A 20,858-nucleotide genomic window follows, 5' to 3' on the forward strand; every position below is an offset into this window, starting at 1 on the left:
GATAAATCTGGTAAACCGCACGGCAAGCGCTTTGCGGTTTTTATTTTGTCTATAAATTAACATCTCTTACATTCTTATAACTTTGCACATCATCAGGAACATGTCATGAACACAGAAGGTTTACTCGCCGCCCGTATGGTCAGGCTTAAAAGTTCGGCCATCCGGGAATTGCTGAAACACAGCAAAATGGAAGGCGTTATCTCACTGGCGGGTGGTATTCCTTCTTCAGCGCTTTTTGATTTCGACGGCCTGCGTGAAGCTACACAACTGGCGATCACCGAACAGCCTGAGCACGCTTTTCAGTATGGCCTGACCGAAGGCAGTTATACGCTGCGTGAGCGTATTGCTGAGCTTTGTCAGGAACGTGGCGTGGTGGCGAGCCCCGACGACATCGTGGTCACCGCAGGCTCTCAGCAGGCGCTGGATCTGGTGATGCGCGCCGTGGTTAACCCGGATGACGTGTTTGTGGTGGAACGCCCGACCTATCTGGCGGCGTTACAGACGCTGGAACTGGCCGAAGCTAAACTGCTGTCCGTCGGTTCTGACGGCGACGGCATGATTGTTGATGAACTGGCGGAGCTGCTTAAAACGCAGAAAATCAAAGGCGTGTATCTGGTGCCAACGTTTGGTAACCCGAGCGGCGTGACCCTGAGCCGCGCCCGTCGTGAGCAACTGGTGAAACTGGCAGCACAGCACGAATTCCTGATTGTAGAAGATGACCCGTATGGCGAACTGCGTTTCACCGATGAACGCCAGCCGACGCTGTTCGAGCTGTCGAAATCGCTGTTCGGTCACGTCGAAAACATCATCTACACCTCGACGTTCTCTAAAATTCTGGCACCGGGCCTGCGTCTGGGCTGGGTGATTATGCCTGACTGGCTGCTGCACAAAGTTGCCATCATCAAACAGGCCGCAGATCTGCACGCCAGCGCGCTGTCGCAGACTATCGCGGAATACTATCTCGGTTTGGGTCGTCTGCCGAAGCAGATCGAAACCATCCGTGCGGCGTATAAAAAGAAATGCCAGATCATGGCCGAACTGCTGGAACGCGAGCTGGGCGACGTGCTGACGTTTGAATATCCGAAAGGCGGCATGTTCCTGTGGGCGCGTTTCCGCGAGCCGCGTAATTGCGCTGAATGGATGAAAAAGACGCTGGAGCAGGGCGTGGTGTTTGTGCCGGGCGAATTCTTCTATGCCGATAACCCGGATCACTCGACCTTCCGTCTTTCCTTCGCGACCGCAACCGAAGAGCAAATGCACGAGGCGGTCGCCCGTCTGAAACGCGCACTGTAATCCCTCTTTTTCGTATTCCCTGAGGCGCATCGTTAACCTGATGCGCCTTATTTTTTGCTTCATCGCTCTGGTACCAGAAAAACCAGGGGTGTCTGAAGGTAAACCTCAGCCTGCCAGACAGCGAGGGGCAGTTGCTGGCAGGTACAGTACTTCATTCATATTGCTCCCTGATATTCCACGGTATGCCGCACATTTAATAAAAAAAATTGAATTTATAACACTTGGTCATTTAACCCTTATTGTATTAAGGTCATATCAACACGAAATCAGGGAGGTTTATCGTGGCAGATATCAATAACGTTTCAAGTGATATAGACGATGTTGCAAATAGAATTTCAGATATCATCATGTCCCCAGCCACAATTACCGGATTAATAAATGGAGCGCTTACCGTTCCTTTAGATATGGGTTATCTGGCTATAGGGTATTTTGATACAGATTCTCGCTATGCACATCAGACACAGAGTTTTCGCATGGCTGAAGCAATACATAATGACATACTCAATTACAAACATATAACAAATGCTATAGAGATCATATTTAAAGAATTCGATAAGTATGCTTCAGTGACTAAACAAAATAATGTCTATCGGGGTGTGGTATCATCGATTGCCGGGCGTTTACTTATCGCGAAAATTATTGCCGTCACCGGTGCTGCCGTGCTTGCGAGAGTGTCATTTATCGGTGCGCAAAGTGCTAAAAACTGGATTGGCAGGGTGACGATGATTTTACTTATAGGGGGAATGAGTGAGCGCTCAATAAGAAAATCAGAAAGCCTTGCCATCGATGCGCCGGAGATTTACAGGCTCCTTCGACCCCACGATTATGATCTTACCTACTTTCTTTATGAACCCGCTGTTAAACCGTTCATTGATGCAGTGCACATTGGTGCTACGCGTGGGCAGCCTGCGTTTGACAGGATAATTGATGCTGTAGGGCGAAAACTGCATGTCACTCAATAAACCGCTTCATGTTGTCGCAAAAGGCGCAGCGAAATGGGTGATATTTGCTGTCGTCAAGTTATGGGATTTTTTTGAATCTGTATTTTTTGTTGGCGGGTTAATCGGATGCCTTATGTTGCCAGTTGTGTGGCCTATGAAATTCGTTTATGCCGCAGGATGGCTGGTTTGTTTCTTCTGTGTATCGAAGTGGATCGGAAAAATAGAAGACTATAGGAAAAAAAAGTCTAAACGTTAAATTAAGGAAATAAAAATTTCTAATCCTGCTTATTTGTGGTTAACGGATGAAAATGGTTCTCCTGTTATCGGAAGTTGTAATGTTCACGGGCGTGTGGGTTCTATTGAAGTTAAGTCACTTTCACACCACCTGACAGTTCCGACGGATAGAAATACTGGGAAATTGACAGGTACGCGTATTCATACACCGATATTATTTCAAAAGGAATTTGATCGCACAACACCAATACTTTACCGTACGATTAGTCAGGGAATCACGCTTAAATCCGCTGAATTTAAGATGTATCACATATTAGACGCTGGTGTAGAAGCGGAGTATTTCAACATCCGCATGGAAAATGTGAAGATCACCGGTATTACTCCGAGCCTTCATCCCGGTTCGGGAACAGGAACGCATCTGGAAAATATTGAAATGCGCTATGAGTCAATTCAATGGAAATATGTCGATGGGAACATAATATTTAAAGACAGTTGGAATGAACGCACCGTAGCCTAAATCTAATAAGATAAGCCGTCCTGCGGACGGTTTTTCCTAACGTTTAACCGCTATGAACCCCATTTTCTGCCATCTGTCTGTCATCCCCGCTTAACCTTCCCGTAACCTTATTGTCATTTTTCCGTGTCATTTTACCTGCGATTAAAAACGTTTCTTAACATCCATTATTTCTCTGCACTTGCAGCACACCAGCAGAATTCAGGAGACAGGCATGTTCATCAACCTCAAAAAAACGGTTATCGGCACCGCGCTGACGCTGGCTTTTAGCGCCAATGCTTTCGCTGTGACAGAAATTCCTTTCTGGCACTCAATGGACGGCGAGTTAGGCAAAGAAGTGAACTCGCTGGCCGACCGTTTTAACCAGACGCACCCTGATGTCAAAATCGTGCCTGTCTATAAAGGCAAATACGACGAAAGCCTGGCGGCCGGTATCGCGGCATACCGTACCGGTAATGCTCCGGCGATTTTGCAGGTTTACGAAGTGGGCACTGCGACCATGATGGCCAGCAAAGCCATCAAACCGGTTTACGAAGTGTTCAGCGATGCGGGCATTAAAGAAGACGTTTCTCAGTTTGTGCCGACTGTTTCCGGTTATTACTCCGATTCCAAAGGCCGCCTGCTGTCACAGCCATTCAACAGCTCTACGCCGGTGCTGTATTACAACAAAGATGCCTTTAAGAAAGCCGGTCTGAACCCGGATCAGCCGCCGAAAACCTGGCAGGATATGGCCGCCTACACCGAGAAATTGCGTGAAGCGGGCATGAAATGTGGTTACGCCAGCGGCTGGCAGGGCTGGATCCAGATTGAGAACTTCAGCGCCTGGCACGGTCTGCCAATCGCCACCAAAAACAACGGCTTCGATGGCACTGATGCGGTTCTGGAATTCAACAAACCAGAGCAAATCAAACACATCCAGATGCTGGAAGACATGAACAAGAAAGGTGATTTCACCTATTTTGGTCGTAAAGATGAATCCACCGCCAAGTTCTATAACGGCGATTGCGCGATGACCACCGCGTCTTCCGGTTCACTGGCCGACATCCGTCAGTATTCCAAATTCAACTACGGCGTGGGCATGATGCCTTACGACGCAGACATCAAAGGCGCACCACAAAACGCCATCATCGGCGGCGCAAGCCTGTGGGTGATGAATGGCAAAGATAAAGACACCTACAAAGGCGTTGCCGAATTCCTGCAATTCCTGACCACGCCGGAAATCGCAGCCGAATGGCACCAGAAAACCGGTTATCTGCCTGTGACCACCGCAGCGTATGAACTGACCAAAAAAGATGGCTTTTACGAGAAGAACCCGGGTTCTGACGTCGCCACCCGCCAGATGCTGAACAAGCCACCGTTACCGTTCACCAAAGGCCTGCGTCTGGGCAACATGCCGCAGATCCGTACCATCGTGGATGAAGAACTGGAAAGCGTGTGGAGCGGTAAGAAAACGGCGAAAGAAGCGTTAGACACTGCAGTACAGCGCGGGAATTTACTGTTACGTCGCTTCGAAGCTTCTACTAAGTAATCCCGTTTTGCTCCCTCCCCTGCGAAGGGGAGGGCTGGGGTGGGGTATTAATGGCAGCTCCTTAGTCGTCTTTAAAACCCCCTCCCAACCTCCCCCTTTGCAGGGGGAGGAGCCAAAAGCCAAATTCAAAACCAACCTGGTTTGCTCCCTTTCGGGGAGTCTTTTATATCAACGAGTAAACCATCATGAGTTCACACCGTCCCGGTTTTGGTTGCAGCTGGTTGCCCTACGCGCTGGTTTTGCCGCAGCTGTTAATCACCGCGATATTTTTCCTGTGGCCTGCCGGTCAGGCGCTGTGGTATTCGGTGCAGACGCTGGATCCGTTCGGACTTTCCAGCACTTTCGCGGGTATGACGAACTTCACGCAGCTGTTTCAGGATCCGTACTATCTCGACTCTTTCTACACCACGCTGAAATTCAGCTTTATGGTGGCCTTTATCGGACTGGCGGTTTCGCTGTTTTTCGCGGCGCTGGTCGATCACGTGGTACGCGGCAGCCGGATTTATCAGACGCTGATGATCCTGCCTTATGCCGTTGCGCCTGCCGTGGCTGCCGTCTTGTGGATGTTCCTGTTCAGCCCCGGTCTGGGTCTGATTACCCACTTCTTAGGCTCGATGGGCTATAACTGGAACCACGCGCAAAACAGCGGTCAGGCGATGTTCCTGGTGGTGCTGGCGTCGGTCTGGAAGCAAATCAGCTACAACTTCCTGTTCTTCCTCGCGGCCTTGCAGTCGATCCCTAAATCGCTGGTGGAAGCGGCGGCTATCGACGGCGCAGGCCCGGTTCGACGCTTTTTCAATCTGGTGCTGCCGCTGATTTCTCCGGTGAGCTTCTTCCTGCTGGTGGTCAATCTGGTTTACGCCTTCTTTGATACTTTCCCGGTGATCGATGCCGCGACAGCGGGCGGCCCGGTGCAGGCGACGACGACGCTGATTTATAAAGTGTATCGCGAAGGTTTCTCCGGTCTGGACCTGTCCAGCTCCGCCGCGCAGTCCGTCATTCTGATGATGCTGGTTTGCGGCCTGACGTTCATTCAGTTCCGCTTTGTCGAGCGTAAGGTGCGTTACCAATGATTGAAAACCGCAGAGGGCTGGATATTTTCAGCCACATCATGCTGCTGCTCGGCGTGCTGGTGATTTTATTCCCGCTGTATGTCGCGTTTGTGGCGGCGTCGCTGGATAACAAACAGATTTTTGATGTGCCGATGACGCTGATCCCAGGCACCCATTTATGGGAAAACATCAGCACCATCTGGACGCAGGGCGCTGGCAATAACAGCCCGGCGTTTGGTCGTTTGCTGATCAACAGCTTCATCATGGCGATGGTGATCACCGTCGGTAAGATTTCGGTGTCGATGCTCTCGGCCTACGCGATTGTCTATTTCCGTTTTCCGCTGCGTAACCTGTTCTTCTGGCTGATTTTTATGACGCTGATGCTGCCGGTGGAAGTGCGTATTTTCCCGACAGTTCAGGTGATCGCCAATCTGCATATGCTCGACAGCTACACCGGCCTGACGCTGCCGCTGATGGCCTCGGCGACCGCGACCTTCCTCTTCCGCCAGTTCTTTATGACCTTGCCGGATGAGCTGCTGGAAGCCGCGCGTATCGATGGCGCGGGTGCGATGCGCTTCTTCTGGGACATCGTGTTGCCGCTGTCGAAAACCAATCTCGCGGCGCTGTTCGTCATCACCTTCATTTATGGCTGGAACCAATATTTGTGGCCGATTCTGATCACCAGCGATGCCTCGATGGGTACGGCGGTGGCGGGGATTAAAAGCATGATTTCCTCCGGCGACGGCTCGACTCAATGGAATCAGGTGATGGCGGCCATGATCCTGACCTTATTACCACCGCTGGCGGTGGTGCTCCTGATGCAGCGCTGGTTTGTGCGCGGTCTGGTAGACAGTGAGAAGTAACTGAAATGGCAAATTTGAAATTACAGGCAGTGACCAAGTCCTACGACGGCAAAAATCAGATCATTAAAAGTATCGATCTGGACGTCGCCGACGGCGAATTCATCGTGATGGTCGGGCCTTCCGGCTGCGGAAAATCGACCCTGCTGCGGATGGTGGCCGGGCTTGAGCGCACCACGTCCGGCGATATCTACATCAACGACCAGCGTGTCACCGAACTGGAACCGAAAGATCGCGGCATCGCGATGGTGTTCCAGAACTACGCGCTATATCCGCACATGAGCGTGTACGACAACATGGCCTATGGCCTGAAAATCCGCGGTTTTGGCAAAGCGCAGATCAATGACCGCGTTGAAGAGGCGGCGCGTATTCTGGAACTCGGCCCGCTGCTTAAACGCAAACCGCGTGAGCTTTCCGGCGGTCAGCGTCAGCGTGTGGCAATGGGGCGCGCTATTGTGCGTGAACCGGCGGTGTTCCTGTTCGACGAACCGCTTTCCAACCTCGACGCCAAACTGCGCGTGCAGATGCGCCTTGAACTGCAACAATTGCATCGCCGTCTGCGCACCACCAGTTTGTACGTGACGCACGATCAGGTGGAAGCCATGACACTGGCCGAACGCGTGATCGTGATGAACAAAGGTATCGCCGAGCAGATCGGTACGCCTTCGGAAGTCTACCGCCGTCCGGCCAGCCTGTTTGTCGCCAGCTTTATCGGCTCTCCGGCCATGAATCTGTTGCCCGGTCAGCTGACCTCTGACGGTACGTCGCTGGTGATGGAAGGCGGATTTGAGTTGCCGCTGCCGGTTCCGCGCCCTGAGTGGGGCGGTCGTGAGCTGACGGTCGGTATTCGCCCTGAACATATCCATCTGACCGATGACACCCAGAACGGTATTTCGATGGTGCTGAATACGCTGGAACTGCTGGGCGCGGATAATCTGGCGCACGGCAAACTGGCGGGCAGCGGCGTCGTGGTGCGTTTATCCCATGAAGTGTTCCCGACAGCCGGCTCGCTGTTGCGCTTGGTTTTCCCGGCGAAAGCGTTACACTTTTTCGATACTCACAGCGGATTACGGATGGAATAAACATGAAAGCCTGGCCTTATCCTCGCATTGTGGCGCACCGTGGCGGCGGCGCGCTGGCTCCGGAAAACACGCTGGCCGCCATCGATATGGGCGCAAAATACGGTCATACCATGATCGAATTTGACGCCAAACTGGCGCAGGACGGGGAAATCTTCCTGTTGCACGACGATACCCTGAACCGCACCAGTAACGGCTGGGGCGTGGCGGGTGAACTGCCGTGGGAAAAACTCGAACAGCTCGATGCCGGTAACTGGTACAGCGCCGCATTTAAAGGCGAGAAACTGCCGCTGCTGGCGCAGGTTGCCGAACGCTGTGCGCGTCATCATATGATGGTGAATATCGAGATCAAACCGACCACCGGTCTGAACGAGAAAACCGGTACTGACGTGGCGCTGGCCGCCCGTGAGCTGTGGAAAAATCAGCCTGTTGCGCCGTTGCTTTCCTCGTTCGAATTCGACGCGCTGGTTGCCGCTAAAAAAGCCGCCCCCGAACTGCCACGTGGTTTGCTGATCGACGAATGGCACGAGAACTGGAAAGCGCTGACCGACGAACTGGAATGCGTTTCTCTGCATCTCAACCATAAACTGCTCAATGAAGAACGCGTTAAAGCCATCAAAGACGCCGGACTGCATATTCTGGTGTATACGGTGAATAATCCGGCGCGCGCCCGCGAATTACTGGGCTGGGGCGTGGACTGTATTTGTACCGATAAGATTGATGTGATTGGGCCGGATTTTACCTAGAACATGGCGCTAAAAGCACAGATCAGGCGCAGTGACCACCGCGCCTGAAAGATTAACTAAGGCGTCTGATTCAATTTCTGACCCAGCGTCTGGTTATTTTGCTGGATCTGCAATCGTTGCTGATTGCTCTGAATCTGTGATTTCAGCTTCAGTTGCTGCTGTTGCTGACTGTTACGCATATCCTGTTCCTGCTGACGTTTCTGCATCTGCTGGTTATTCTGTTGTTGTTGCTGCATCCGCTGTTGCGAAGGATTGTTCAGCAGCGGGTCGTTAGGGTTCGGCACTTTTTCGACTGCACTGGCGGTCTGAACGGCAAACAGCAGCGGCAGCGCGGCGAGCATTCCATATAAACATTTCATCAGTTCATCCTCCGTTTCCAGTCATACTTTAAGTGTATGCCATCGCAGCCGTGAACGTGTCCTTTGAGCGCACGTTTCCCTCAAAGCGTGGCATTGCTCTCGTTTGCTCTATAATTAAACAGATGTAAACCACCTTCGCACTTCGCGGTTTCCTTCATTCCGTTACAATTATCTATCTTTAACATTTTAGGGCTCAACTGCCGTGCCTTTACTCATTATTACCACCATTTTGTGGGCCTTTTCCTTCAGCCTGATCGGCGTCTATCTGGCCGGACAGGTCGACAGCGTATTCTCCGTGTTAGTCCGTTTAGGGCTGGCGGCGCTGGTTTTCCTGCCATTCCTGCGCTGGAAAGGCCATCAGCTGACCACCATTTTGCTGTATATGGCCGTAGGTGCGATGCAGCTTGGGATCATGTATCTCATCAGTTTCGAGGCGTATCTGTACCTGTCGGTACCGGAGTTCCTGCTGTTTACAGTGATGACGCCGCTTTACGTCACGCTGATTTATGACCTGATCAGTGGCCGCAAAATACGCATCGGTTATGCGCTGAGCGCACTGCTGGCGGTGGCGGGGGCGGCGATTATTCGTTACGACCACATCAGCGAGCATTTCATCATCGGCCTGTTGCTGGTGCAGGCGGCGAATATCTGTTTTGCCATCGGGCAGGTGGGGTATAAACGCCTGATGGAAACCCGTCCGATGCCGCAGCATACGGCGTTTTCCTGGTTCTATCTGGGGGCGTTGCTCTGTGCGGTGGTGGCGTGGTTCCTGTGGGGCAATCCGCAAAAACTGCCGACCACGAATCTGCAATGGGGCATTCTGGTGTGGCTGGGGATTGGCGCTTCCGGGCTGGGATATTTCATGTGGAACTACGGGGCGACGCAGGTTGATGCGGGAACGCTGGGGATTATGAACAACTTTCACGTCCCCGCCGGGCTGCTGGTTAACCTGGCAATCTGGCAACAGCAGCCGCACTGGCCGAGCTTTATCGTGGGCGCCGCAGTGATTATGTCCTCACTGTGGGTGCACCGGCATTGGGTCGTGCCGCGTCGCGAACAAACGGCAGATGATCGCACGCGTGCTGCCGCGCCGAACGAATAAAGGCTTCGGTTACCGGCTGACGCTGTTCGCCATCACGTACGGCGGCGTACAGGCGGCTCCATAAGCCATCGCCCAGGGTTTTGGTCACCACCAGACCCTGGCGCTCAAAACTCTCCACCACCCAGTGGGGTAACGCCGCAATCCCCATTCTCGCCGACACCATCTGAATCAATAACAACGTGTTATCGACACTTTTCAGTGCCGGGCTGACGCCTGCCGGTTGCAGGAAATGCCGCCAGATATCCAGACGCTGACGCTGTACCGGATATATCATCAACGTTTCCGCGCTGAGATCTTCCGGCGTGATCACCGTTTTAGCTGCCAGCGGGTGATCCGGTGCCAGCACCAAACGCACTTCAAAATCAAACATCGGGGAATAATGCAGACCGCTGCGCGGCAGAATGTCGGAGGTTAATACGATATCCAGCTCGCCCTGTTGCAGCGCGGGCTGCGGGTCGAAGGTCACGCCGGATTTGAAATCCATCAACACCTGCGGCCAGTTCTGGTGGAAGTTATCCAGCGCGGGCGTCAGCCACTGAATACAACTGTGACATTCAATCGCAATACGCAGTGAAGTCTGGTGCGGTTCATTACAGGCCTGCAATGCCTGCTGGATTTGCGGCAGCACCTGTTCTGCCAGATTCAGCATGATCTCGCCCTGCGGGGTGAAACGTAAAGGCTGACTTTTTCGCACGAACAACCTGAAACCCAGGCGTTGCTCCAGGTCACTGAACTGGTGCGACAGAGCCGATTGGGTCTGATGAAGCTGCGAGGCGGCTGCGGCCAGTGACCCGGTGTTGCGCAGTGCTTGCAACGTTCGCAGGTGTTTCAGTTCGATCATGAGAGTCCTTCACTGTGTCATGAATAATTTGCGCTTGTGGAATATACACTACCTGCGGATTATGGATGTGTAAACATCTGGATGGCTAAACAGGAATTAAAAAGATGACGATACTGAATCACACTCTGGGTTTTCCACGCGTTGGTCTGCGTCGTGAACTTAAAAAAGCACAAGAAAGCTACTGGGCAGGCAATTCCACTCAGGAAGAACTGCTGGCAACCGGACGTGAACTTCGCGCCCGTCACTGGAAGCAACAAGCTGAAGCAGGCGTGGATTTGGTGCCGGTGGGTGATTTCGCCTGGTACGATCACGTACTGACCACCAGTTTGTTGCTGGGCAACGTACCGGCCCGTCATCAGAATGCCGATGGCTCTGTTGATCTCGATACCTTATTCCGTCTTGGCCGTGGCCGCGCACCGACCGGTAAACCGGCTGCCGCAGCGGAAATGACAAAATGGTTTAACACCAACTATCACTACATGGTGCCGGAGTTTGTGAAAGGGCAGAAATTCAAACTGACCTGGACACAACTGCTGGAAGAAGTGGACGAAGCGCTGGCGCTCGGCCATAAAGTGAAACCTGTTCTGCTGGGGCCGCTGACCTATCTGTGGCTCGGCAAAGTGAAGGGCGAACAGTTTGACCGTCTTTCCCTGCTCAACGATATACTGCCTGTTTATCAGCAAGTTCTGGCCGAACTGGCAAAACGCGATATCGAATGGGTGCAGATTGACGAACCGGCTCTGGTGCTGGAATTGCCGCAGGAATGGCTGGATGCGTATAAACCGGCTTATACCGCGCTGGAACAGAGCAAAACCAAACTACTGCTGACCACTTATTTCGACAGCGTCGGGCACAACCTCGACACTATCCGCCAGTTACCGGTTCAGGGTCTGCATATTGACGCTGTCGCCGGTCGTGATGACCTGCAAACCGTCATCAGTCAGCTGCCAGAAAACTGGCTGATTTCTCTGGGCGTGATCAATGGCCGTAATGTCTGGCGTGCGGATCTAAGCACCTGGTTTGAGCGTCTGAAACCGCTGGTGGCGGGCCGAAATGTCTGGATCGGCAGCTCATGTTCGCTGCTGCACAGCCCGATCGACTTAAGCGTTGAAAGCCGTCTGGATGAAGAAGTGAAAAGCTGGTTCGCCTTTGCGCTGCAAAAATGCGCCGAGCTGGCATTACTGACCTCTGCACTGAACAATCCGACCGCTGAAGCGCAGCAAAAACTGGCAGAATACAGCGCGCCAATCCGCGCCCGCCGCGAATCTGCTCGTGTAAATAACGCAGCCGTCGGTAAACGTGTGGCGGCAATCACCGCCGCAGATATCGAGCGTGCACACGTTTATACCGAACGCGCCAAAGCGCAGCGCGCCCGTTTCAATCTGCCAGCATGGCCAACGACCACCATCGGTTCATTCCCGCAAACCACGGAGATCCGTGGCCTGCGTCTGGACTTCAAACAGGGGCGTCTCGACAACACTAAATACCGCACCGGGATCAGCGAACATATTAAGCAAGCCATTAAAGAGCAGGAACGTCTGGGTATCGACGTGCTGGTTCACGGCGAAGCTGAACGTAACGACATGGTTGAATACTTTGGCGAGCATCTGGACGGTTTTGTGTTCACGCAAAACGGCTGGGTACAAAGCTACGGTTCACGTTGCGTAAAACCTCCGGTCATTATCGGCGACGTCAGCCGTCCGCAAGCAATTACCGTTGAGTGGGCGAAGTACGCGCAGTCTCTGACCGAAAAACCGGTGAAAGGCATGCTGACCGGCCCGCTTACGATCCTGTGCTGGTCCTTCCCGCGTGAAGATGTCAGCCGTGAAACCATCGCCAAACAAATCGCGCTGGCGCTGCGTGACGAAGTGGAGGATCTGGAAAAAGCCGGTATCGGTATCATCCAGATTGACGAACCAGCACTGCGCGAAGGTCTGCCATTGCGTCAGTCTGAATGGAATGCGTACCTGCGCTGGGCAGTGGATGCGTTCAAACTCAATGCCGCGATTGCCCGCGATGACACGCAGATCCACACCCACATGTGTTACTGCGAATTCAACGACATTATGGATTCTATTGCCGCGCTGGATGCTGACGTGATCACCATCGAAACCTCGCGTTCCGATATGGACCTGCTGGAGTCGTTCAAGGACTTCGAGTATCCAAATGAAATCGGGCCGGGCGTCTACGACATTCACTCGCCTAACGTGCCAAGCGTGGAATGGATTGAAGATTTGCTGCGTAAAGCCGCGGATCGCATTCCGGCAGAACGTCTGTGGGTCAACCCGGACTGTGGCCTGAAAACCCGTGGCTGGCCGGAAACCCGCGAGTCGCTGGAAAACATGGTGAAAGCCGCCAGGCGCCTGCGTGCTGAGAAAGCCTGAAATAAAGAGTCGTTGTGTTGTTGCTGAAACATTTGGGGCACTCCGGTGCCCCCTTTTTATTGCTCCCATTTGCACTTTGTTACGTCTTTTTCAGCCCGCGTCATACGGCGGCTGTAGCGCGATTACGGCGCTGGGTTTCAGGCAGTTTCCGCACACGGCGCGGTTCTCCGCTAGGCTTAAATCAGGATTTACTTTCTTTTTACCCATCAGACAGGGAGAAAATATGAACCGGTTTACAGACAAAGTCGTGGTAGTGACTGGCGCAGGTTCCGGCATGGGTGCTGCATCGGCACGGCGTTTTTCTTCAGAAGGGGCGATTGTGGTACTTGTCGGCCGGACGAAAGAAAAGCTGGAGAAAGTCGCTAAAACGTTGAGCAGTACGCAGTATTACATTCATCTGGCGGATGTTTCTTCCGCACAGGATGTGGAGCGTATGGCAGAAGTGATTGAAGATAAATTCGGCCGGGTCGATGTGCTGGTAAATGGCGCAGGCGTCGTGGTGCAGGGCAAAGTGACAGAAGCCAGCCTCGATGACTGGCAGAAAATCATGGGTATCGATCTGAGCGGTGTTTTCTACTGCACACGTTTCTTTATGCCCGCGCTGATTAAAAGCAAAGGCAATATCGTGAATATTTCCTCGGTGTCCGGCATCGGCGGTGACTGGGGCATGAGCTTCTATAATGCCGCGAAAGGTGGTGTGACCAACTTCACCCGTTCGATTGCTATGGATCACGGTAAAGACGGCGTGCGTGTCAACGCTGTTTGTCCGTCGCTGACCTTCACGGATATGGCGGCTGGCATTAAAGATAACCAGCCGTTACTGGCGAAATTTGCCGAACGTATCCCGCTGGGGCGTGGGGCAGAGCCGGAAGAAATTGCCGATGTGATTGCGTTTCTCGCCAGTGATGATGCGCGCTTCGTGACGGGCGTTAATTTGCCGGTTGATGGCGGACTTTCTGCCTCAAACGGTCAGCCTCCGCAGGCATAGCACGCTGTTTAGAAAAGCGGTCGATAATTTCGAACAGGACTGGCAGGGCGCGCTTGGGCGATTGTCGTTGTAAGCAGATTATCGTTGTTAAAGGATTGCCGCTGTAACTGACTGAATGCCAGTAAAAAGCCCGACAGGAAAATCTGCCGGGCTTTTTTATTTGCTCAATACCGTACTTTTACTTCACACCATACTGGACAAAGAAATCCAGCATACGCTGCCAGCCATCAGCGGCGGCTTCCGCGTGGTAGCTCGGGCGGTAATCAGCGTTAAACGCGTGACCGGCTTCCGGATAGACCACGATTTCCGCCGTGGCGTTGGCTGCGCGGATGGCCTGACGCATGGTTTCAATCGTATCCAGAGGAATGCTGGAATCTTCTGCGCCGTATAAACCCAGAACAGGCGCATCCAGCGCGGCGGCGCGATCGACCGGTTGTGACGGGCTGGTCAGCGTTTTGTCACCCACCAGTTTGCCATACCAGGCTACGCCCGCTTTCAGCTGCGGATTGTGCGCCGCATACAGCCAGGTGATGCGTCCGCCCCAGCAGAAACCGGTGATGCCTAATTTGGAAATATCCCCGCCATGTTGCGCGGCCCAGTGTGCGGTGTGGTCGAGATCGGAAAGCACCTGCTGATCCGGCACTTTGCTGACCAGTTTGGCGAAAAGCTCGCTGATTTCGGTGTAATCACGCGGGTCGCCCTGACGGAAATACAGCTCAGGCGCGATGGCCATATAGCCCTGTTTCGCCAGACGGCGGCAGACATCCTGAATGTGTTCGTGTACGCCAAAAATTTCCTGCACTACAAGAATGATCGGTAATTTGCCGGTGAACTGTTCCGGACGGGCAAGATAGGCAGGCATGTCTTCGCCCTGCGAAGGAATAGTGGTCTGGCCTGCGTGCAGTCCGTCGGTATCGGTGTGGATGGTGGTACTGGCGACGGGAGTGACGGCAGGAGCAAAGCTGGTCGGAGCCTGTTTCAGGGTAAGCAATTCTTCTTTTTTCATCGGGGGTCTCCAGGCAAGTGTCCATACGAAAATCTGTGGCTTTGGATTAAAACTATAGCCCTAAAGCATGAACAGCAAGGCGCAAGAGATGTTCTATAGTTAAAAGTTAATCAGGAAAGTCATCATGGAAGATTTACAGAACGTACACCAAACGCCCGAAACCTTAGTCTTAGGAGCTATGTTCAATGTCAAAATCACCGTCTAAAGTGACCAAAAAAAGTGAGCCAAAACCGGTAAGCCGCGCCCCCGCCACGGGCATCGAGTCCTCTCAACCTGGCCTGGGCGACCTGGCACCCGCCGATCGTGCTTATCAGCCTTCACCCCAGCCGACACCGCCGGGGAAAGAGCCGACCGCTTCCGGCAGTGCCAAAAGTCCGAAAAATACCAATGCCAAACTGGACGCATTAGAGCGCCATCGTAAAAATGGCGAAAAGCAGCCGCTGACCACCAATCAGGGCACCAAAATCTCGGATGATCAGAACTCGCTGAAAGCCGGCAACCGCGGGCCGACGTTGCTGGAAGATTTTATCCTCCGCGAGAAAATTACCCATTTTGACCACGAGCGCATTCCTGAACGTATTGTTCATGCGCGCGGTGCGGCGGCGCACGGCTATTTCCAGCCATACCGCAGCATGAAAGACGTCACGAAAGCCCATTTTCTCTCTGATCCGGCAAAGAAAACGCCGGTGTTTGTGCGTTTCTCTACCGTTCAGGGCTCGCGTGGCTCGGCGGATTCTGTTCGCGACATCCGTGGCTGGGCGACCAAATTTTATACCGATGAAGGCATTTACGACCTGGTCGGCAACAATACGCCGGTATTCTTTATTCAGGATGCCCATAAATTCCCTGATTTTGTCCATGCGGTAAAACCCGAACCGCATAATGAAATCCCGCAGGGCGCCAGTGCGCACGATTCCTTCTGGGATTACGTGTCCCTGCAACCTGAAACCCTGCATAACGTTTTCTGGGCGATGTCCGACCGTGGCATTCCGCGCAGTTACCGTACGATGGAAGGTTTTGGCATCCATACATTCCGTTTCGTGAATGCTGAAGGGAAAGCCACTTTTGTGCGTTTCCACTGGAAGCCGCTGGCCGGAAAGGCCTCTTTGTTGTGGGATGAGGCGCAGAAACTGGCCGGGAAAGATGCGGATTTCCACCGCCGTGATTTGTGGGAAGCCATCGAAGCCGGTGATTATCCTGAATATGAACTGGGCGTTCAGCTGATCCCTGAAGAAGACGAATTCAAATTTGATTTCGATCTGCTGGATCCGACCAAGCTGATCCCTGAAAAACTGGTGCCGGTAGAACTCATCGGCAAGATGGTACTTGACCGTAACCCCGATAATTACTTCGCGGAAACCGAACAGGTCGCATTCCATCCGGGACACGTAGTGCCGGGCATCGATTTCACCAATGACCCGCTGTTGCAGGGGCGTCTGTTCTCATATACCGATACGCAGATCAGTCGTCTTGGCGGACCGAATTTCCATGAAATTCCGATTAACCGCCCGACCTGTCCGTACCATAACTTCCAGCGTGACGGCATGCACCGGCAGGATATCGATACCAATCCGGCGAATTATGAGCCGAATTCCATCAACAATAACTGGCCGAGGGAGACACCTCCGGCAGCGTCCGGCGGCGGCTTCGAAAGCTATCCGGAGCGGATAGATGCGGAAAAAATCCGTCAGCGCAGTCCGTCATTTGCTGAGTATTATTCCCACCCGCGTTTGTTCTGGCTGAGCCAGACAACAGCGGAGCAGGATCATATTGTCGGGGCCTTCTCGTTTGAATTGTCGAAGGTGGCGCGGCCGTATATCCGCGAGCGTGTGGTGGATTTACTGGCGCATGTTGACCAGACGCTGGCGCAGAAAGTGGCTAAAAATCTGGGTATTACGCTTTCCGCTGACACCCTGAAGATAAAAGCGCCGAAGCCGGTGAATGGCCTGAAAAGTGATCCGACCCTGAGTTTGTATGCCAGTGGCAAAGGCACGATTAAAGGGCGTCAGGTGGCAATTCTGCTCGGTGAAGGCGTGAATGCGGCCGATGTACTGGAAACCTTGCAGGCGCTTCAGGCGGCGGGTGTGCATCCTAAATTACTGGCGAGTCATTTAGGGACTGTCACCGCCGATGATGGTTCGACATTACCGGTGGATGCCACATTTGCCGGGTCGCCTTCCATTACCGTCGATGCAGTGATTGTTCCGCACGGGCATATCGATGCACTGCTGATGAACGGCGATTCCCGTCATTACCTGCTCGAAGCCTATAAGCACCTGAAAGTGATCGGTTTAAGTGGTGATGCGCGTCGCTTCAAATCGCTGCTGGGGCTGAAGGATGATGTGCCGGAAGAGGGCGTTGTCGAAGGTGAAAAAGCCGAAGGCGCATTGCTGAAAACGTTCCTGAAAGAAATGCTGAAACACCGTATCTGGTCGCGTAGTGCAGCGGCAGATGCGGTTCCTGCCTGATTTGTCATAACTGAAAACAGCCTGTCTCCGGTAGCGGAGCCAGGCTGTTTAAAATCGCGTCAATCGCCTGTTAATTTGTGACCACCATCACAAATTAAATGTATGCGTAATTCCTGTTGTTACATCATAGTGACGACCGTCACGAAATAACGTCACAATGTTCAGTACAGTTGCCGGGTGTTCCTCCTGCCAATTTATGACCTTACACACAGAGGAGTTTGTTATGTCTCAGCCTGAAGTTTTCCATCTTGGCCTGGCCAAAAAAGATTTAAACGGCGCGACGCTGGCGATTGTTCCCGGCGACCCTGAGCGCGTGGAAAAAATTGCCAAACTGATGGAGAACCCGGTTCGTCTGGCTTCCCACCGCGAATTTACCTCATGGCGTGCTGAGCTTGATGGCAAATCTGTGATTGTTTGTTCAACCGGTATTGGGGGTCCTTCGACTTCCATCGCGGTTGAAGAACTGGCGCAACTGGGGATCCGTACCTTCCTGCGTGTCGGTACCACTGGTGCTATCCAGCCACACATCAATGTGGGTGACGTTCTGGTGACTACCGCCGCCGTTCGCCTTGATGGCGCAAGCCTGCATTTCGCCCCAATGGAATTCCCTGCGGTCGCCGATTTTGCCTGTACCACCGCGCTGGTTGCTGCGGCAGAATCCGCAGGCGCTGCCACGCACATTGGCGTGACCGCGTCTTCTGACACCTTCTATCCGGGTCAGGAACGTTATGACACCTTCTCCGGCCGCGTTGTCCGTCGCTTCAAAGAATCGATGAAAGAGTGGCAGGAAATGGGCGTCATGAACTATGAAATGGAGTCCGCCACCTTGCTGACCATGTGCGCCAGCCAGGGCCTGCGCGCCGGTATGGTTGCCGGTGTGATCGTGAACCGTACGCAGCAGGAAATCCCTGATGCGGAAACCATGAAGAAGACCGAAAGCCATGCGGTGAAGATTGTTGTAGAAGCGGCTCGCCGACTTATCTAATTTCCCGTCATCCTTTCTGCAACTCGAATGATTTAGGGAAAGGATCGGATTATAAAGAAACTACATCACATTGATGGGCTGCCTCTGGCGGCCCATTTTTTTGTCCTGTTAAGCAGATCTGTTAAGGTCATGTTAGTAATGCGTCTGGAATAATTGATCAATTCCCGCTCCGTATCTCTGATAAAAAGGAACTGCATTTTTGACTGTTCATGATCTTCTCGATTACACCACCACCTTTATCCGCGCGCATCAGGTGTGGGCTGCGCCCATCGTCTTCTTTCTGGCTTTTGGTGAGTCTCTGGCCTTTTTGTCACTGCTCCTTCCTGCGACCTTTATCCTGCTGGGATTGGGCGCGCTGATTGGCGAAACCGGTATTCCTTTCTGGCCCATCTGGGCCGCCGCCGCTGCGGGTGCTTTCTTTGGTGACTGGCTTTCCTATTGGGTCGGCAACCATTTTCAGGACAGAGTGGGTAACTTCTGGCCTTTCTCACGTCATCCGCAAATGCTGGTGCGCGGTCATGCTTTCTTTGACAAGTGGGGCATGCCGGGCGCGTTTATCGGCCGTTTCTTTGGCCCGCTGCGTGCTGTTGTGCCGCTGGTCGCGGGGATTTGCGGTATGCCGCAAAAATATTTTCAGATTGCCAATGTGACGTCGGCGCTTATCTGGGCTTTCGGCATTCTGGCGCCTGGCGCTTTTGGCATTCAGTGGCTGAGCCGCTGGTTTTGAATCCTGCTCCCTGTGGCTGACCGCCGCAAGGGGGCAAGTACAGAGAAATTCCCTTTTGGAAGACGTCTCGCCAAGGCTCAATGCAACAGAAAATAGACTGGACATCCATACAGCCTGACATTACCTTGGCCGCAAGAGACTTCAAGAGGGAAATCGTGTGGATATCAGCATTCTGACTGCTCTGGCAGCGGCGTTAATTGGCTTACTGGTGGGGTGGCTTGTCGCCAGTTTGCGACAACAGCAACAGCAAACGGAGTACGAAACGCAGCGCCGTTTGCTGGAACAATCGCTGGAGCAGGTTAAAGCGGAAAATGATACGCACAAAAGCGAGCGGCTATCGGGCCAGCAGCAACTGCGTGAAGCTGAACTTGAGTTGAGAAAATTGCATAGCCTGCAGGCCGCCAGTCAGGAAAAGCTGCAACTGCTGGCGCACTGGCAAAACGAGTGTGAACAGCTGAATCAGGAACTGCGCGCACAGCGGGAAATTAACAGTGCGCAGGAGGCAGAATTGCGTGAGGTTTCCACCCGTCTGGATGAAACCCGCATGGCGGCTGAGGAGAAGCAGCGTCTGCTGATCAACAGCGAACAGCGTCTCAGCAGTCAGTTTGAGAATCTGGCGAACCGGATTTTCGAACAAAATGGCCGTCGCGCCGACGAACAGAATAAGCAAAGCCTCGACAAATTACTGCTGCCGTTGCGCGAGCAACTCGACGGTTTCCGCCGTCAGGTGCAGGACAGCTTCGGGCAGGAAGCCCGTGAACGGCATACGCTGGCCCACGAAATCCGCAATCTGCAACAGCTGAATGTCGAGATGGCGCGTGAAGCCGTCAACCTGACCAAAGCACTGAAAGGTGACAACAAAACGCAGGGCAACTGGGGCGAAGTGGTGCTCAGCCGCGTGCTTGAGGCTTCCGGATTACGTGAAGGCTATGAATATCAGACGCAGGTCAGCGTGCAGGTAGACAGCAACAGCCGCATGCAGCCTGACGTGGTGGTGCGGTTACCGCAAAACAAAGACGTGGTGATTGACGCCAAAATGACGCTGGTCGCTTACGAGCGTTATTTCAATAGTGAAGATGACGCTGAGCGCGAAATCGCTCTCAATGAACACATTGCCTCAGTACGCGGGCACATCCGCCTGCTCGGACGCAAAGATTATCAGCAACTTCCAGGCCTGCGCAGCCTCGATTATGTGCTGATGTTTATCCCTGTTGAACCTGCTTTCCTGCTGGCCATCGACCGGGAGCCCGAATTGATCAGCGAAGCGCTCCGTCACAATATTATGCTTGTCAGCCCGACGACTCTGCTGGTGGCGTTACGCACGATCAGTAATCTGTGGCGCTATGAACACCAGAGCCAGAACGCCAAACGTATTGCCGATCGCGCTGCGCGTCTTTACGACAAACTGCGGCTGTTTGTGGATGACATGGAGTCGATGGGGCAGAGCCTCGACAAAGCGCAGGGAAGTTATCGCGCTGCGATGAATAAACTCACGCAAGGCCGTGGTAATCTTATCGGACAGGTTGAGAGTTTCCGCGCTCTGGGTGTTGAAGTTAAACGGCCAATCAGTCCTTCTCTGGCTGAGAGGGCTAAAGCGGAAAATGAACCTGAAGATACCGCATCTCTGCCAGATACCTCTGATGCGGAAGAAGAACAGACACTGAACCCGCGCGAGCTAAACCTGCATCAATAGGCCGCGCTTGCCGGAATGGCCAGCACGGCATTTCAGATTCAACGTGTGAATTATTGCA

Annotated in this window: 19 protein-coding genes; 16 read left to right on the forward strand and 3 right to left on the reverse strand. The window is 53.2% G+C overall.

From position 1 onward, the window contains the following. The first annotated feature begins 105 nt into the window (after positions 1-105). The 9 genes from CKQ54_RS04585 to ugpQ all read left to right on the forward strand — a co-directional run bounded on the left by CKQ54_RS04585 (position 106) and on the right by ugpQ (position 8,247). Positions 106-1,293 (forward strand): aminotransferase-like domain-containing protein, encoded by a 1,188-nt coding sequence (locus CKQ54_RS04585; RefSeq protein WP_120162777.1) that lies wholly within the window; start codon positions 106-108, stop codon positions 1,291-1,293. Positions 1,294-1,574: 281 nt separating this feature from the next. Beyond that, on the forward strand, positions 1,575-2,255 hold the full coding sequence (locus tag CKQ54_RS04590; RefSeq protein WP_120162776.1) for a hypothetical protein: 681 nt from the start codon (positions 1,575-1,577) through the stop codon (positions 2,253-2,255). Further along, complete coding sequence (locus CKQ54_RS04595; RefSeq protein WP_120162775.1) at positions 2,242-2,490, forward strand: hypothetical protein; 249 nt, start codon at positions 2,242-2,244, stop codon at positions 2,488-2,490. The genes CKQ54_RS04590 and CKQ54_RS04595 overlap by 14 nt, the downstream gene beginning before the upstream one ends. A gap of 15 nt (positions 2,491-2,505) precedes the next feature. Further along, complete coding sequence (locus tag CKQ54_RS04600) at positions 2,506-2,985, forward strand: Hcp family type VI secretion system effector (RefSeq protein WP_013577460.1); 480 nt, start codon at positions 2,506-2,508, stop codon at positions 2,983-2,985. 211 nt (positions 2,986-3,196) lie between these two features. Beyond that, entirely contained in the window at positions 3,197-4,510 is a 1,314-nt protein-coding gene (gene ugpB, locus CKQ54_RS04605; protein ID WP_112291887.1) for a sn-glycerol-3-phosphate ABC transporter substrate-binding protein UgpB, read from the forward strand. Between the two features lie 185 nt (positions 4,511-4,695). After that, positions 4,696-5,583, forward strand: coding sequence for a sn-glycerol-3-phosphate ABC transporter permease UgpA (gene ugpA / locus CKQ54_RS04610; RefSeq protein WP_112290924.1), 888 nt, complete (start codon positions 4,696-4,698; stop codon positions 5,581-5,583). Beyond that, on the forward strand, positions 5,580-6,425 hold the full coding sequence (gene ugpE / locus CKQ54_RS04615; RefSeq protein ID WP_112290926.1) for a sn-glycerol-3-phosphate ABC transporter permease UgpE: 846 nt from the start codon (positions 5,580-5,582) through the stop codon (positions 6,423-6,425). The genes ugpA and ugpE overlap by 4 nt, the downstream gene beginning before the upstream one ends. Before the next feature lie 5 nt (positions 6,426-6,430). Beyond that, positions 6,431-7,504: a sn-glycerol-3-phosphate import ATP-binding protein UgpC gene (locus tag CKQ54_RS04620; RefSeq protein ID WP_120162774.1), complete on the forward strand. Its 1,074-nt coding sequence runs from the start codon at positions 6,431-6,433 to the stop codon at positions 7,502-7,504. A 2-nt stretch (positions 7,505-7,506) separates the two neighbouring features. Beyond that, a complete protein-coding gene (ugpQ, locus tag CKQ54_RS04625) occupies positions 7,507-8,247 on the forward strand; it encodes a glycerophosphodiester phosphodiesterase (RefSeq protein ID WP_120162773.1) in 741 nt (246 codons plus the stop codon). A 56-nt stretch (positions 8,248-8,303) separates the two neighbouring features. Here the strand turns inward: ugpQ and CKQ54_RS04630 are convergent, their stop codons facing one another. After that, positions 8,304-8,606, reverse strand: coding sequence for a DUF2756 domain-containing protein (locus tag CKQ54_RS04630; RefSeq protein WP_112290935.1), 303 nt, complete (start codon positions 8,604-8,606; stop codon positions 8,304-8,306). A gap of 202 nt (positions 8,607-8,808) precedes the next feature. Between CKQ54_RS04630 and CKQ54_RS04635 the strand changes: the two genes are divergently transcribed. Continuing rightward, positions 8,809-9,708 carry a carboxylate/amino acid/amine transporter gene (locus CKQ54_RS04635; RefSeq protein WP_120162772.1) on the forward strand — a complete coding sequence of 300 codons (900 nt, stop codon included), beginning with the start codon at positions 8,809-8,811 and terminating at the stop codon, positions 9,706-9,708. Here CKQ54_RS04635 and metR read toward each other — a convergent pair. Continuing rightward, positions 9,614-10,549 (reverse strand): HTH-type transcriptional regulator MetR, encoded by a 936-nt coding sequence (gene metR, locus CKQ54_RS04640; RefSeq protein WP_112290937.1) that lies wholly within the window; start codon positions 10,547-10,549, stop codon positions 9,614-9,616. The two genes, CKQ54_RS04635 and metR, sit on opposite strands and share 95 nt — an antisense overlap. A 104-nt stretch (positions 10,550-10,653) precedes the next feature. Here metR and metE point away from each other — a divergent pair, with 104 nt between their 5' ends. Both metE and budC read left to right on the forward strand, forming a co-directional pair. Then, on the forward strand, positions 10,654-12,933 hold the full coding sequence (gene metE, locus CKQ54_RS04645) for a 5-methyltetrahydropteroyltriglutamate--homocysteine S-methyltransferase (RefSeq protein ID WP_120162771.1): 2,280 nt from the start codon (positions 10,654-10,656) through the stop codon (positions 12,931-12,933). A 223-nt stretch (positions 12,934-13,156) separates the two neighbouring features. Then, complete coding sequence (budC, locus tag CKQ54_RS04650) at positions 13,157-13,921, forward strand: meso-2,3-butanediol dehydrogenase (RefSeq protein ID WP_112290940.1); 765 nt, start codon at positions 13,157-13,159, stop codon at positions 13,919-13,921. 178 nt (positions 13,922-14,099) lie between these two features. On the opposite strand, the gene CKQ54_RS04655 is transcribed toward budC, so the two are convergent. Next, a complete protein-coding gene (locus tag CKQ54_RS04655; protein ID WP_120162770.1) occupies positions 14,100-14,927 on the reverse strand; it encodes a dienelactone hydrolase family protein in 828 nt (275 codons plus the stop codon). A 185-nt stretch (positions 14,928-15,112) separates the two neighbouring features. Between CKQ54_RS04655 and katE the strand changes: the two genes are divergently transcribed. From katE to rmuC, 4 genes are all read left to right on the forward strand, one after another. Beyond that, a complete protein-coding gene (katE, locus tag CKQ54_RS04660; protein ID WP_369964587.1) occupies positions 15,113-17,395 on the forward strand; it encodes a catalase HPII in 2,283 nt (760 codons plus the stop codon). Positions 17,396-17,618: 223 nt separating this feature from the next. Then, a complete protein-coding gene (gene udp, locus CKQ54_RS04665; protein ID WP_112290943.1) occupies positions 17,619-18,380 on the forward strand; it encodes a uridine phosphorylase in 762 nt (253 codons plus the stop codon). A 199-nt stretch (positions 18,381-18,579) separates the two neighbouring features. After that, positions 18,580-19,107 (forward strand): DedA family protein, encoded by a 528-nt coding sequence (locus tag CKQ54_RS04670; RefSeq protein WP_113878008.1) that lies wholly within the window; start codon positions 18,580-18,582, stop codon positions 19,105-19,107. Between the two features lie 157 nt (positions 19,108-19,264). Continuing rightward, positions 19,265-20,800, forward strand: coding sequence for a DNA recombination protein RmuC (gene rmuC / locus CKQ54_RS04675; RefSeq protein ID WP_120162769.1), 1,536 nt, complete (start codon positions 19,265-19,267; stop codon positions 20,798-20,800). The last annotated feature ends 58 nt before the right edge of the window (positions 20,801-20,858 follow it).

Origin of the sequence: Rahnella variigena, assembly GCF_003610915.1 — a bacterium.
Classification (GTDB): Bacteria; Pseudomonadota; Gammaproteobacteria; order Enterobacterales; family Enterobacteriaceae; genus Rahnella; species Rahnella variigena.